The 14,283-nt window shown below is 60.7% G+C and carries 11 protein-coding genes; 6 read left to right on the forward strand and 5 right to left on the reverse strand.

From position 1 onward, the window contains the following. The first annotated feature begins 34 nt into the window (after positions 1–34). Positions 35–964, forward strand: coding sequence for an ADP-glyceromanno-heptose 6-epimerase (gene rfaD, locus SFU85_00625; GenBank protein ID MDX6765274.1), 930 nt, complete (start codon positions 35–37; stop codon positions 962–964). Beyond that, the gene (locus SFU85_00630; protein MDX6765275.1) at positions 961–1,674 is read left to right on the forward strand and encodes a L,D-transpeptidase family protein; all 714 of its coding nucleotides are present in this window, start codon (positions 961–963) and stop codon (positions 1,672–1,674) included. Before rfaD ends, SFU85_00630 begins: the two co-directional genes overlap by 4 nt. Positions 1,675–1,697: 23 nt before the next feature. On the opposite strand, the gene SFU85_00635 is transcribed toward SFU85_00630, so the two are convergent. Then, positions 1,698–2,384, reverse strand: a complete 687-nt coding sequence (locus SFU85_00635) for a DICT sensory domain-containing protein (protein MDX6765276.1) — start codon at positions 2,382–2,384, stop codon at positions 1,698–1,700. A gap of 205 nt (positions 2,385–2,589) precedes the next feature. Between SFU85_00635 and SFU85_00640 the strand changes: the two genes are divergently transcribed. Next, positions 2,590–2,742 carry a hypothetical protein gene (locus SFU85_00640; GenBank protein ID MDX6765277.1) on the forward strand — a complete coding sequence of 51 codons (153 nt, stop codon included), beginning with the start codon at positions 2,590–2,592 and terminating at the stop codon, positions 2,740–2,742. A 29-nt stretch (positions 2,743–2,771) separates the two neighbouring features. Here SFU85_00640 and SFU85_00645 read toward each other — a convergent pair whose 3' ends face one another. Together SFU85_00645 and SFU85_00650 are read right to left on the reverse strand one after the other, a co-directional pair. Next, positions 2,772–4,259 (reverse strand): phytoene desaturase, encoded by a 1,488-nt coding sequence (locus SFU85_00645; GenBank protein ID MDX6765278.1) that lies wholly within the window; start codon positions 4,257–4,259, stop codon positions 2,772–2,774. Positions 4,260–4,324: 65 nt separating this feature from the next. Continuing rightward, positions 4,325–4,975, reverse strand: a complete 651-nt coding sequence (locus SFU85_00650; GenBank protein ID MDX6765279.1) for a 2-phosphosulfolactate phosphatase — start codon at positions 4,973–4,975, stop codon at positions 4,325–4,327. A 170-nt stretch (positions 4,976–5,145) separates the two neighbouring features. Here SFU85_00650 and SFU85_00655 point away from each other — a divergent pair, with 170 nt between their 5' ends. Further along, positions 5,146–6,669: a DegQ family serine endoprotease gene (locus tag SFU85_00655; protein MDX6765280.1), complete on the forward strand. Its 1,524-nt coding sequence runs from the start codon at positions 5,146–5,148 to the stop codon at positions 6,667–6,669. A 297-nt stretch (positions 6,670–6,966) separates the two neighbouring features. After that, positions 6,967–7,407, forward strand: a complete 441-nt coding sequence (locus SFU85_00660; GenBank protein MDX6765281.1) for an NUDIX hydrolase — start codon at positions 6,967–6,969, stop codon at positions 7,405–7,407. 307 nt (positions 7,408–7,714) lie between these two features. On the opposite strand, the gene SFU85_00665 is transcribed toward SFU85_00660, so the two are convergent. Continuing rightward, the gene (locus SFU85_00665; GenBank protein ID MDX6765282.1) at positions 7,715–8,347 is read right to left on the reverse strand and encodes a hypothetical protein; all 633 of its coding nucleotides are present in this window, start codon (positions 8,345–8,347) and stop codon (positions 7,715–7,717) included. Positions 8,348–8,419: 72 nt separating this feature from the next. Then, positions 8,420–9,970 carry a sulfatase-like hydrolase/transferase gene (locus tag SFU85_00670; protein ID MDX6765283.1) on the reverse strand — a complete coding sequence of 517 codons (1,551 nt, stop codon included), beginning with the start codon at positions 9,968–9,970 and terminating at the stop codon, positions 8,420–8,422. Positions 9,971–10,164: 194 nt separating this feature from the next. On the opposite strand from SFU85_00670, the gene SFU85_00675 reads away from it, so the two are divergent. After that, positions 10,165–14,280, forward strand: a complete 4,116-nt coding sequence (locus SFU85_00675; GenBank protein ID MDX6765284.1) for a beta-galactosidase — start codon at positions 10,165–10,167, stop codon at positions 14,278–14,280. Positions 14,281–14,283: the final 3 nt, after the last annotated feature.

Consider the following 14,283-nt stretch of genomic DNA (forward strand, 5'->3'; position numbering starts at 1 on the left):
TCCTCTGCCACGACCTGTCTAGTATTCGCCCTTGATGAAATCCCTTTTGGTCACCGGCGGAGCCGGGTTTATCGGGTCGAACCTGACCCTGGAGCTGCAGGAGCGTTTCCCCGAGGCGTGGATCACCGTGGTCGACGACTTCCGGTCGGGCGATTTCAAAAACCTGCAGGGATTCCGGGGCACCGTGGTGGCCGCCGACCTCTCCCGGATGGATTTCCAGGCACAATTCGGACGGCCGGACTTCGATGCGGTATTCCATCTGGCCAGCATCACCGACACGACCGAACACCGGCAATCCCTGCAGGTGCATGACAACGTCGAATCCTTCCGCCGACTGTTGCATTACATCCAGCCAAGCCAGGCCCCGGTGGTCTATGCCTCATCGGCGGCGACGTACGGCATTGCCGCGCGGGTCAACCGCGAGGATGACGAACCCGCTCCGGCCAACGTCTATGCGTTCTCCAAGGTGCATCTCGACAACCTGGCCCGGCAGAACAGCCTGAATTTTCCCGACTGGAAAATAGTCGGCCTGCGCTACTTCAACGTCTACGGCCCGCGCGAGGCGCACAAGGGTGTGCCCGCGAGCATGATCTACCACCTGGCCCGGCAGATGAAGGCGGGCCAGCGTCCGCGCATCTTCAAACACGGCGAGCAAAAGCGCGATTTCGTCTATGTGAAGGATATTGTCAATTACACCATCTCCGCCCTGCGCTGCGAGGAATCGACCATTCTCAACGCGGGCAGCGGGCAGCCCCGTTCCTTCAACGACCTGATCACCGTGCTCAACGGGGTCCTGGGCACGAAACTCGAAGCGGAATACATCGACAACCCCTATCCTTTCTATCAACCCCATACCGAAGCCGACATGTCCCGCACCCAGAAAATGCTCAAAGTCGCGCCCAAGTATTCCCTCGAGGCCGGGGTGAAGGATTACTTCGAGTCCGGCCACCTGATTCCCCCATGAAAACCATCCGCCTGCTCCTCTTGTTGTCCACCCTCTGCCTGGCTTGTGCCTCCGCCGAACCGAGTTCGCGTGAGAAGGAAATCCTGGCCAAGGCCAAACCCGGCGTGCCGGTGACCCTGCCCGACCGCAAATCGGACGTGGTCATGAAGTCGCCCTTTCCCACCGCGGGTCCGGACATCACCCAGCGCAACCGGCAGGTGACACCGAAGCGGAAGAGCGCCAAATCCAACACCCTTCGGGTTCCCACCCGCACCCTCAAGATTCAGGCCTTCTGGATCGGGGGCGGAGAAGGCAAGCCACGCGTGGTCATCAACCGGGACAAACAATTCGCCCAAGTCTGGGCGGGTGACCAACTGGTCGGCCAATCCCCCGTGGCCACGGGACGCGCGGGATTCGAGACTCCCACGGGCAAATACACCATCAGCCAGAAAGAGCGCGACTACCATTCCAACCAGTACGGTTCGTGGGTGGATGCCAATGGCCGCTACAAGGGAGATGCCGACGCCGGCGACAAGGCCCCGTCGGGCCTGACCTACGCCCCCGCTCCCATGCCCTTCTTCATGCGCCTCACCGACGGCGGGATCGGCATGCACGCCGGTTACGTGCCGGGCGTCCCGGCCTCCCACGGATGCATCCGGCTGCCCCACAACATGGCGGAGCATTTCTTCGATTACCTCCCGATGGGCACGTCCGTCGAAATCCTCGACTGATCGAGGCCCCTGGAGGACCGGGATCAACCCACGTCGGCGGGTTCGGATTTGGCGGCCAGAAGGCTGTTGATTTCCTTCAGCGACATGCTGGGCAGGCGGAATTCTTTCTCCCATGCCGCCACCACCCCGTCCAAGCCGCAGCTCATCAGGTTGAAGTGGCGCCGGATTGATTCGGTCAGGAAAGGGTTGAAGCTGTAGAATCCGGCGAAGACCTTGTCGGAAAAATCCTTGGCCTCGTTGATCTGGCGGCAGACCAGCACGGCATGGTGTTCCGGACTGGAAAACAAGACGATCCAGTAACGCTCGAGCTCGGGCCGGAAGATGGGGATGAAATCTATCGACGGACAACGGGCCGGAATCATCCCGCTCCCCCACACGCGTACGGCATCGAGGTCGCGTGAAAGTCCGACATAACGTTTGCGCTGGGGCAGGAAATTCTTGAGGTTTTGGAAGGTGGAAATCAACTCCCCTTCCCGCACTTCGCCGGCCAGGTCCTCGATGGCATGACTGATGGCCAGCATGGCCTCGTTGTTGAATACATGGGTCACATCCCCCTTCGGCATGGCGACCAATTCACCGAGGGTGGCCGCTTTTTTACCCGTCTGGCGCCGCACCGGCAGACAACGCGAATCCAATGATTGCACGTAAGGCTTGAGCTTGGAAACAAACCGGCTCTGGGTTTTTTTCTCTTGGCTCGTCTCGATGATCATGCAAGGCCATTTATCGCACGGAGATACAACGTGCGCAAGCGGCCTTCTGCCGAATTCTTCCGGTTGGCCAAAGGCGGCTCCTGACGGCATCGCTTGTGCCAAATCCAATCCGGCACGGACTATGCTGATTGGATTTGGGCTGGAGAATCCCATCGGTTTGGGATTAACTAAGCCCCGTCAAGTCAAGGAAAGGAGTATGTTCACCATGAGCAAGACCAAGCTGGTCCAATCCGCCTTCGCCACCCCGCACAAATACATCCTGCGACCCTCCGAGGGCAAAAGCAGGAAGTGCATCGCCCACCGCTACGAGCGCCGCCGCATCCGGGAAAGTCTCCGGCACGGCGACCTCCTCGAGTAGCGCCTGCGGTCGATCTCCCGTGTCCGGGCTCAGGCCGGGGCGCGGGGGATCACCCGCTCCAACACTTTGGCCGAGGACAACACCCCGGGCAAACCTGCCCCGGGATGGGTGCCGGCACAGGCAAAGTAAAGGCCCTTCACGTCCTCCGAGACGTTGTGCGGCCGGAACCAGGCGCTCTGGGTGAGCACCGGTTCGAATTGGAAGGCCGAGCCTTTGTAGGCATCCAGATCGGTCTCGAAATCCTTCGGGGTCATGATGAGCTTGCTCACCAAGTGTTTCCGAAGATCGGGAATGAGGGTTTCAAGCGACTCCAGGATGGCATCGGCGTAGCGCTCCTTGACGTTGTCCCAGTCGATGTGTCCGTCAAGGTGTGGCACCGGGGAAAGCACGTAGAAGCACTCGTGTCCCTCCGGGGCCAGCGAGGCATCGGTGCGGGTCGGGGCATGGAGGTAGAGGGAAAAATCCTTGGCCAGGACCTTGCGGTAGAAGATGTCATCCAGCAGGGGCTTGTAGCGTTGGGTCAGGACGATGGTGTGGTGGGCCAGTTCGGGGTAGGTCCGGTTGGTGCCGAAGTAGATGAGGAACAACCCCATGCTGTATTTCATCCCGGCCAGACGCTTGTCGGTCCATTTGCGCCGGTGGACCGGAGCCACCAGCTTGCGGTAGGTGTTGGCCACGTCGGCGTTGGACACCACGGTGTGGGCGGCGAACCGCTCCCCGCCCTTGAGACGCAACCCACCGACTTTTCCGTTCTCAATTTCGATTTCCTCCACCCGGGCATTCAGGCGGACCGTACCCCCCATTTCCTCGAAGAGTTTGACCAGGGAACGCACCAGGGCCCCGGTGCCGCCCATGGCAAAATGGACGCCCCATTTGCGCTCCAGATACATGATCATGGCGTAGATCGAGGAACTGGCAAAAGGATGACCTCCGACCAGGAGGGGATGGAAGCTGAGGATCTGGCGCAGGCGCTCGCTTTTGACGTAGCGCGACGCCTGGGCATACACCGACTGGTCGGAACGGAGCCGGATCAGGTCCGGCGCCACCTTCAGCATATCGGTGAAATGGGTGAAGGGCTGGTCGGCCAGCTCGATGAAGGCCTTCTGGAAAATTTCCCGCGTTTTTTTGACCAGCTTTTGGTAGCCGGCCACATCGTCCGGGGCGATGCGCGCCACCTCGCGGAGCATCTGTTCTTCGTCCCCGTTGTAATTGAAGGTCATCCCGTCATGGAAGACGATGCGGTAGAACGGGTCACAGGGCACCATGCGGAGGTAGTCCGCGGTTTTTTTTCCGGCCAGCTCGAACAACTCATCGATGAGGAAGGGCGCGGTGATGATCGTCGGTCCGGCATCGTAGGTGAACCCCTTGTCGCGGTAGACGTAGGCCCGTCCCCCGGGCTGGTCGCGCATTTCGAAAATCGTGGTCTGGTAACCTTTGGCTTGGAGGCGGATGGCGGAGGCCAGGCCGCCAAAACCACTGCCGATGACTGCCGCGGTGGAAGAAGGGTTCGTTCGCATGAGTGGGCGGACCATAACACACTTCCCACCCTTGCCAAACCGATTACGAATTCCCGGACCGGTTATTAGCCCGCCAAAGGCACCAGCATCCCGTCCTTCAGAACCGGGACCACGGACACGGTGTCCATCCGGGCGCACCAGGCGACATCGGCATCCAATCCCAAGGATTGCAACCGACGCCCGTTGCGCGATTGCCGCAAGAGGTGGAGGGCATGGTCCGGATCGCGGGGAGCGAGGGCGCGCCAGGGGTGGTCGGCATCCAGCAGTTCCAACACACGGGCCGCCCCCACCGCATCCTCCAGGGCAAAGTCATCCCCGGTGCCGGCCAGAATCAGGATCAGGGGCCGTCCGCCCCCACCCGCGGCGAAATCCCGGGCCAGATACGAGGCCACGGCCCGGGCGTTGACCAAGCCAGCTGCCAGCACCCCGGCTGCCCCCATACCCTCGCCCGCCTTCATGGCCCGCGTGCCGTTGGTGGTGGTGTGGATGACCGTGACCCCTTGCCGGCCGTCCGCCCACTCGAGGGGGGAGTTGCCGCGATCGAACCCTTCCGGAGGCACCCCGTCCCGTTCCCCGGCCAGCACCCACTCCGGATGCTCGGCTTTCCAGGCCCGCGCCTCATCCATCGACCGGCAAGGCAGCACCCGGTTTCCGGAGAGGGAAAGGATGGCCGCCTGGGTCGAAGTCGCACGCAGGACATCGAATACAACCACCATCCCCGTCGTCATATTCGGGCTGGAGTTGCTTTCGTATGCCCACGGTGCCGTCAGAACCATCACCCCGCCGCATGGATGCGGAACGGGATGACCGGGGGTGGCGAAAGACGGGGTTGTCATTGGAAGGCTCTCCGTTAACATAACCGCTTCCACGGGAACTTGTCATCAACATGAAAAAACACACCTCCTTTTACACCCTTCTCACCTGCCTCTTCTGCCTCCTCATCGGCTTCACCCTCTCCGAACGATCACATGCCGCGGATTGGTGGCCCTTCGGGAAAAACGAACAGAAACCCACGGCTGAAATCAAAGTCGACCAGGCCCCGCTCGTCCGCGACACCCGTCTCACCACCAGTTTCGCCCCTGTCATCCAAAAAACCTCCCCCAGCATTGTCAGCGTCAAAACGTCCAAGACCACCACGGTGCGCGGCAACCTCGGACCCTTCAACGACCCCATGTTCCGCCGTTTCTTCGGCATCCCCGAGGGCGAGGAGGGGGACGGCGGCGGATTCAAGCAGCGCCAGGGTGGCCTCGGTTCCGGGGTCATTGTCAGCGCCGACGGCTACATCCTCACCAACAACCACGTCATTGATGGTGCCGACGAAATCATCGTCGACATGCAGGATGACACCAAACGGGAGTTGAAGGCCAAGGTGGTCGGCACCGACAAGCGCACCGACCTGGCCGTGCTCAAGATCGAGGCCACCGGCCTGCCCAATGCCACCCTCGGCGACAGCGAACAACTGCTGGTCGGCGATGTGGTCCTGGCCATCGGAAATCCCTTCGGTGTCGGCCAGACAGTCACCATGGGAATCGTCAGCGCCAAAAGCCGGAACATCGGCATCTCCCAGGGCGGCTACGAGGACTTCATCCAGACCGACGCCTCGATCAACCAGGGCAACTCCGGCGGGGCCCTCATCGACACCGAAGGCCGCGTCATCGGGATCAACACCGCCATCATTTCCCCCAGCGGGGGCAATCTTGGCATCGGCTTCGCCATCCCGATCAACCTGGCCCGCCGGGTCATGGAACAATTGATCAAAGACGGCAAGGTCACCCGCGGCTACCTCGGCGTCCAGATCGACACCATCAGCCCCGACCACCAGGAAGCCTTTGAACTCAAGGACACCAAGGGAGCCCTCGTCACCCATGTGGAAAAAGACGGTCCTGCGGCCAAGGCCGGACTCCAACGCGGAGACACCATCGTGGAGATCAACGGCAAGCCCGTCACCGATGTGCCCACCCTCCGCCTTTCCATCGCCAGCGAACCTCCCGGCGCCAAGGTCAAACTGAAGGTCATCCGCAAAGGCAAACCCCAGACCATCGAGGCCACCTTGGACGAATTCCCCGACAAAGAAGCCAAATTGGGCGGGGATTCCGAGTCATCCGAACCCGACCTCACACCCAACACCCTGCTCAAAGGCGTGGAAATCCGCGACCTCGATCCGGAGTCCCGCAAGCGCGGCAATGTGCCTGACGATGTCCAGGGCGTGCTCGTGAGCAAGGTCGAACCGGAGAGCCCCGCCGCTGAAGCCGGTATGCGCCCGGGCCAGATCATCCAGGAAATCGGCAACACCTCCGTCACCAACTCGAAGGAAGCGGTCGGCGCGATGAAATCCGTTCAGGGCAAGATCGTCCGTCTGCTGGTCTGGGACCGCGGAGCCTTCCGCTACCTCGTCATCCGTCAGAAGTGATGCCGCAGGAGCCGCAGCCCGCATCCGAACCTCCCCGGGGGGAATCTCTCCCCGGGGGGACGGGCGGCAGCGGTGGCAGAGAATCCTGCCCGGTCTGCGGTGGGCCCCTCCTCCAAGAAAAATGCAAGGTCGTCTGCCGCAGTGACCGTTGCCTCCACCGCATCATCTACACCTGCGCGGAATTTTAGACTGCTTGTTCCGGCCGCAGGACAGCGGGAAATGACTTTTCCTTTCCCGAGACACTAAGCCACGCAAATCCGGATTGCCGCCCCCGGATTGGCACGATAATTTGGCGGAATGCCGACTCCTGTCCGCCGCAAACGTCCCTCGCTTTCCGGCAAGGACCTTTCAGTCATGGCCTGGATCGAGGACATTTACGGCGGCGTGTTGTTCGTCAAGCAGGCCCAAGGCCGCAAACTTTGGGCCCTGCCGGGAGGCAAGGTGCGCCGCAACGAATCCCTCGCCGCGGCGCTCGCGCGGGAAATCCATGAGGAAACCGGATTGCGCATCACCCACTTTATACCAGTGGATTTTTTTGACCGTTATAAAAAAGGATCGCTCACCGTCCTCTTCCGCGTGCGCGTGCGGGGACGTCTGGGCAAGCTCGACCCCGATATCGCCGAGGAAATCACCGATGTCGTTTTCAAGAACCAATTGCCGCGCAACCACACCCCTTCCGCAGGCTATTTCTACCAACGCATCCACCGGCACCCCGGACTGATCCCGGCCCGGGCCTGAGACGCTGGCACGCAGTTGTTCACCGATCCGTGAGTCTCTATTCGACCCGATCCTGATCGGGGTTGAATTGCTTCATAATGCCCTCAACGCCAAAAGTATCTGCTTCGCGTTCTCCTTGTCCTTTCCGCCTCAGGCGGATGAAACGCATTTCTCAGGCAGAGCCGGATAGAACATTTAGCATTTAATCTGCCAATCGTTCTCGCACTCTTTCTCATTCTCGTGCTCCCTGAATGGGAGAAAACGCGCACGAGGGCGAGTAAGAGAAACGAGTTGGAACCACCGCCAATTAAACGCAATGCGCTCTGGGCTACTTGGTGTCCAGAACCTTGACCACAATGTTGTCCACCCGCGCGAAGTGGATGCTGCCGGTCGCTCCATCCACTGTGTCCATGCCGTGGAATTGGATGAAAAGCGTCTTCCCGACGGCTTCCGCATTGACCACCGGGGTGGTTTGGGCCACCGATTTGTAGGTATTGATGCTTCCCTGGAAGAAGTCGGAGACGAGCTCGGAGGACCAGACCACGGGACCATTCAGCTTGTCGTTGGCCGTGGCAAAGAGGAAGAATCGGATTGTATCGCGGTTTTTTTGCCAGAAGTCATCGACCGGATACCAGTCGTAGGAGAGGGTGAAGACATCTCCCGCGGCGATGGTGCGGGTGGTCTTCTGGGAATAGAGAACCGAAGCCGAGTAGACATCCCCAGTTTTGCTCCAACGGTCGTTGACCGTTGCGGAATAAGAACCTCCGATGACAGCGCCCTCCCGGGTACGGGCGCTCGTCCCTTGGTTGAAGGCTTTCCCGGCGTTCCACCAGGGGGGTGTTTGCCAAAACGCGTCGCCGGTGCCGGTTTCGAAGTCCCCGTTGGTGACAAAGTTCTGGGCCTGGACGGCGACCGTCGAGAAGGCCATGACAAGGAGGGACAGGAGGATGGTTGGTTTCATAACGTGGTTGGGCTGGTGATTGGATCGATGGCTTTGGGTTTATGGGTTAGACGACACTTGCTGGAAAGGCGTTCAGTTTTTGGCTGTCCGGTGCTGCTGGATGGAGGCGAGCAACGCGGCCATGGCGGCCACACGCTCGGGATGGGCGGAGGACAGGTTCTTCCGCTGGCCGGCATCGGTGGAGAGGTCGAAGAGCTGGGGGACCGCGGAATGGCCGGACTCCATATTTTTATCTCCAAAGAGTTGTGGCCCTGGATAGGCGGGGATGAAGACCCATGACCCTTGACGGAGCAGGGTTTTCGCGCCGAAGCCCTCGGTCACCAGGTTGTCACGACCTTTGCCGGCCCGCCCCAGGATGGCCTCGGCCATTTGCAGGCTGTCGGCGGACTCGGAGGAAGCCAGGTCCTGGCCGGCCAGATGGGCGAAGCTGGCGAGGAAATCCACCTGGCTGAGCAGGGCGTCTGAATCACCGGGCTGGACACGTCCGGGGGCCCAGACCAGGGCCGGCACGCGGGCCCCGCCATCGAAGAGACTGTATTTGCCACCTCGCAGCGGGCCGGCCGGACGGTGGTTGCCGGTTCGTTCCTCCGCCTGGTCCCGGTAACCATCATCCAGGATGGGCCCGTTGTCGCTCGAGAAAACCACAATCGTCTTCTGGTCCAGGCCCTCTTTCTTGAGGTGGTCCAATACCTCGCCCACCATCCAATCGAGCTCCATGATGACATCGCCACGGGGGCCTTTGTCGGAAGCTCCGGCGAAACGTTTTGAGGGGATTCTGGGCACATGCGGCTGGTGCAGGGCCATGTAGAGAAAGAATGGCGTGTCTTTCTTGCGCGTGATGAAGTTTTTCGTTTGCCCGAGAAAAACCCCCGCCATGGTGGTGTCGTCCCAGGTGGCCGACTTGCCGCCGCGACTGAACCCGATGCGGGGAATACCGTTGACAATAGTGTCGTGATGTTGCTCGTCGCTGTGGGACATGGCGAGCAACTGGGGATGGGTCTGCGCGGTGGGGACTTCGGGGAATGGATTTTTCTTGGCGTAAACGACTTCGAGCGGGTCCTTGGGATCGAGGTTGACCACGCGGTGGTCTTTGACGAAGACGCAGGGCACACGGTCGTTGGTGGCGGCCATGATGAAGGACTCATCGAAGCCCACATCGACCGGTGAGGGGCGGATTTCTTTGTTCCAATCCATGGGGCTCTTTCCGTCGCCAAGACCGATGTGCCATTTGCCGATGACCGAGGAAGCGTAGCCGGCTCGCTTCAGCACGGCAGGAAGGGTCAGTTCATCCCGGCCGATGATCATGGGCGCATCGCCGGCCAAGATCTTCGCGCGGGGATTGCGCCAGGGATAGCTGCCCGTGAGGAGGCTGTAGCGCGAAGGCGTGCAGGTCGCGGCAGTGGCGTAAAAATTGGTGAAGCGGAGGCCCTCCGAGGCCATGCGGTCGAGCCGTGGCGTGGGAATGCCCTTGGCCCCGTAACAACCCAAATCACCATAGCCGAGATCATCGGCGTAGATGATGATGAAATTGGGACGCGTGGAGGAGGATGCGCCCACTTTGGCGTCAGGAACAGGATAGGCCGGAGACGGGAAAAAGACCCCAAGAAGGACAACCCATGTCATCAAAATCGGCGCTCGTGAAAGGGCTCCGGCGGATATGTTCGTTGTGTGCCCCAACATGGGAAATGCGTAAGGAAAATTGTTCGAAAGCACGAAGCGTTTGGGTTAATGATAGCAAAACCAACAAACTCATTCTGTTTGACAATTGTCTGATACGCTGGTTGGTTTGTCAACTGTTTAATCCGCCCCCCTGCCTGATGACCATTCCTCTACCCCGCCGGCGATCCGGCTTGTGCGCCCTCTTGCTGATCACCGCCACTTGCGGTGCGCCCATGGGAAGGAATCTCCCGGCCCTAGAGGTCCTCCCGGGAGCGGCCCGGGCAAGCAGCCGGAACCCGACCCTGAGCGTCCGGGATCTCTTGGCTCCGGCCCGCACACTTTCCGATGTCACCCTCAAGGGCCCGGAACTGTTGCACTGGGCGCACTCGGGAAAGAAAGGTTTCCGTTTGTCCGGCGAACTGGCCGACAAGCGGGCAACAGTCCAGTTGTTGCCAGCCTCGGGATTCTGGGATGTTTCCAAGTTCAGCTATGTTCGCATTGATTTCGTCAACAAAGGCCCGGGTTTGGTTTGGATCAATGGCCGCCTCGACAATGCAGACGCCATTGATTGGGCCAACAGCACACCTTCGCAGGCCTTCGTCATGCCCGGGGAGCGGGCGACCCTCGGCTTTCCCTTCCCGCGGGCGAAAGCTCTCAACGACGCGCCATCCATCTACGACCAGCAAAGCGGCAAACCCAACGGCCATCGGGAACACTGGAAAGCCTTCGACCCCTCCAAAATCATCGCCTGCCGCCTGGGCATCCAATCCACCTCTCCGACCCTGGTCCTGGAGGACGTCGTCATCAGTCTGGCCCATCCCTATGGGGCGAAGGCCAACGCGGCATTGCTGGAACTTCCCTATCTTGATGCTTTCGGTCAAGTTAGGAAGCAGGAGTGGCCCGGCAAATTGCACCACGAGACAGAATTGAAGCAGCGGGAGGAGGCCGAGCGGGTCGCCGCCCAAAATGACCACGGTCCACTTTCGTTCAACAAATACGGGGGCTGGGCCGAGGGCCCGAAACGGCGCGCCTCCGGTTTCTTCCGGGTGGAAAAAGTCGACGGGAAATGGTGGATCATCGATCCGGAGGGCCGGCTTTTCTTCTCGCACGGGGCGAACAGTGTCGGCTTTGATCAAACCACCCCGATTGCGGGACGCGAGTCCTTGTTCGCCTGGCTGCCCGATGCGGTGGATGCCCTCATGGCCGGGGTCATGCGGAAGGACCGGATGCATTTCATGGAGGCGAATCTCGCCCGTACTTTCGGTCCCGCATGGCCGGAACCCGCCCGCGACCGGGTCCACCGGCGGCTGCGCCAGTGGGGCATGAACACGATCGGCGCGTGGTCGGATAGCGGATTGATGGCGGAAAAACGCACCGCGTTCACACCGATTTTGCATGTGGGTCAGGAGGGGGCGCCCCTTGGCAACAAGATCTCGGACCCCTTTGCCAAGGACTTCAAGGCCCGCGTCGTGGAAGGATTGCGGCGGCTGATGCCGGACCCGGGAAATCCTTGGTGTCTGGGCGTCTTTATCGACAACGAGATCTACTGGACCGAACCCTTTGTGCAGAATGCCTTCCTCCGCGGCGAGAAGCAACCCGCCCGCAACGCTTGCATCGATTGGCTGAAGAAAAAGCACGGGACGATTGAAAAACTCAACCTTGCCTGGGGAACCACTTATATGGCCTGGGAGCAGATCGGCCCCTTGCCTGATCCAATGACCGAGTCATTGAAAGCGGATCTCTCGGAGATGAAACGCCTGATTTCCGGAACCTATTACCGGCTGTGCCGCGAAGCCATGCGGGAAGCGCTGCCAAACCACCTTTACCTCGGTTCGCGCCAGCACAAGGGCGATCCAGAGGTCTACCAAGAATCGGCCAAGTATGTGGACATTCTCAGTCTCAACAACTACGCGGCGCTCTCCGGTTCCAAGGTCCCCCCCGGGGTCGATGTGCCCTGCCTCGACACCGAATTCCACTTTGGCGCCCCGGACCGCGGCGTGCCCGGCGTGGGATTGTGGCCGGTAGGCGACCAAATCCAGCGCAGCCGTTCCTACGTGGCCTATGTGCTGGCGGGAATCAAGCACCCCAACATGGTGGGCACCCATTGGTTCGCCTTTCCCGACCAATCGGCAGCCGGCCGGCCCGGCGAAAATTACCAGATCGGTTTTGTCGATGTGACGGACACGCCCTATCCCGAAATCACCCGGGCCTCGCGCGCCATGGCGGAGCGGATGTATGCGATCGGTGCCGACAAGTCTTCCAGTCTGTTGGAGTCCCTCGAAGCGCTCTGGCGGAACGAGGACGGGGCCGCCACGACCGGCAACCTGCCCTATCGCATCGAAAAGAACGAAAGCCTGGCGGTCACTCCGGGCAAGGGGGTTCAGGCGGTCACCGGCAAGGGGCCGTTCCAGATGGTGCTGACGCCCGCGGACACCGGTGTTTGGAATATGCAGTCGGTCCGGGTTTTGGGACTGATGGTGAAGAACACCGGGAGGACGGACCTGATCCTGGACGTCATGGTGCGCAACGACGGCGCGACCACCTTCTCCCACTCCGCGCTCGGCCGCACCGTGGTCAAAGCCGGCGAGTCCCTGCCTTTGGGCGTGGCCTTGCAGCGACTGGCCGACTACCGAAGCAAGCATCCGGCCTACCTGAGGATGTCCGGGCGGCCGAACGGCTTCTTCCGGCACTGGCACACGTTCGATCCGACAAGCGTGAAGGATCTGCTCATCACCTGCCCCAGCCCCGGAGAGCACGCGTTTGAGCTTGGCTCCCTTTTTCCGCTCCAGAAAACGGATGAGCGATTGAACGAACTCCTTCCGGTCGTGGACCGCTACGGCCAATACGTTCATGGCACATGGCCGGGCAAAGCGGCTTCTGACGCCGACATCAGTGCCAGAGCGAAGGAAGAAGAAGCCTTGGTGCGCGAACTGGGTCCGGCCCACGGCTTCAACAAATACGGAGGATGGGCCTCCGGTCCCCAGCTCAAAGCAACCGGTTTTTTCCGGACGGAAAAAATGGACGGCAAATGGTGGTTTGTGGATCCGGAGGGAAAGTTGTTCTGGTCCTTCGGTGTCAACTGCGTCGGAGCAGATTTCGCCGGGCAGACACCCACTGAACGCGACCCGGCGGTATTCCAAGATCTTCCTCCGGCCAGCGATCCGCGGTTCGGACGCTTCCACGTGAAACTAGAGGTCGAGGAAAACTTTCTCGCGAAACCCGATGTCCCGCACTTCGACTTCACCCGGGCCAACCTCTTCCGTAAATATGGCAACAACTGGGCCGAAAAACAAATCGAGCAGGATATTCGTCGCCTGCAGTACACCCACCTCAACACCATCGGGGCCTGGTCGGACACCGCAATGACCGCACGCCGGAAGGTGCCCTACGTGGCCATGGTTCACTACGTCTATCCCGAAGCAGCGCCCAAGTTGCCTGATCCCTTCGATCCGAAGACGCGCCTCGGTTTGCGCAAGGCCCTGGCTGCCTATCCTGTCAAATTTGCCGACGACCCCTGGTGCCTGGGGGCCTTTGTCGACAACGAACTGCACTGGAAGAACGACGCGAGGCTCCTGATCGGTGCGATCTTTGGCCACACCAACACCGGTACGGAAGCAAGAAAGGTTTTCATCAATTGGCTGCGGAAGAAATACGGCGCGATCGAGGCCCTGAACAAGGGCTGGAAGATGAAGCTGTCCAAGTGGGATGATCTGCTGGACACCACCGATCCCCTTCTTTTTTCCGGGGCGGATACCGGCGATTGCTCGGCGTTGGCCGCCCTTTTCTCCGATACCTTGTTCCGGTTGGTCCGGGAGGAACTTTCCACTTATTCACCCAACGTGCTGTATCTTGGTTGCCGGATGAACGCCGGATCGCCCGAGGTCATCGCCGCACTGGCCCGGCACGCCGATGTCATCAGTGCCAACATCTATTCCTACCGGCCGGAACTCAAGCAATATGGCGCAACCGACAAACCCGTGTTGATTTCCGAGTTCCATTTCGTCAACGTTTCGGGGAACAATCTGGGCGGCGGATTGCGCAGCGCGCAGGATGCGGTGCAGCAGGGACGGTTGCTGATGGTCTACATGGCCGAAGCGGTGCAGGATCCGAAACTTGTCGGGGCCCACTGGTTCCAGTGGCGCGATCAGAGCGCCGCCGGCCGCTACGACGGCGAGAATTTCAATGTAGGCCTGTACGATGTGATCGACGGCGCTAACGTGGATCTGGTCCGGGCCATGGCCTCATGCGGACGAAGCCTGTATCCTGGCAAATAGGAT

This window comes from Candidatus Methylacidiphilales bacterium (genome assembly GCA_033875315.1).
In the GTDB taxonomy this organism is placed as follows: domain Bacteria; phylum Verrucomicrobiota; class Verrucomicrobiia; order Methylacidiphilales; family CAZTYG01; genus JANRJG01.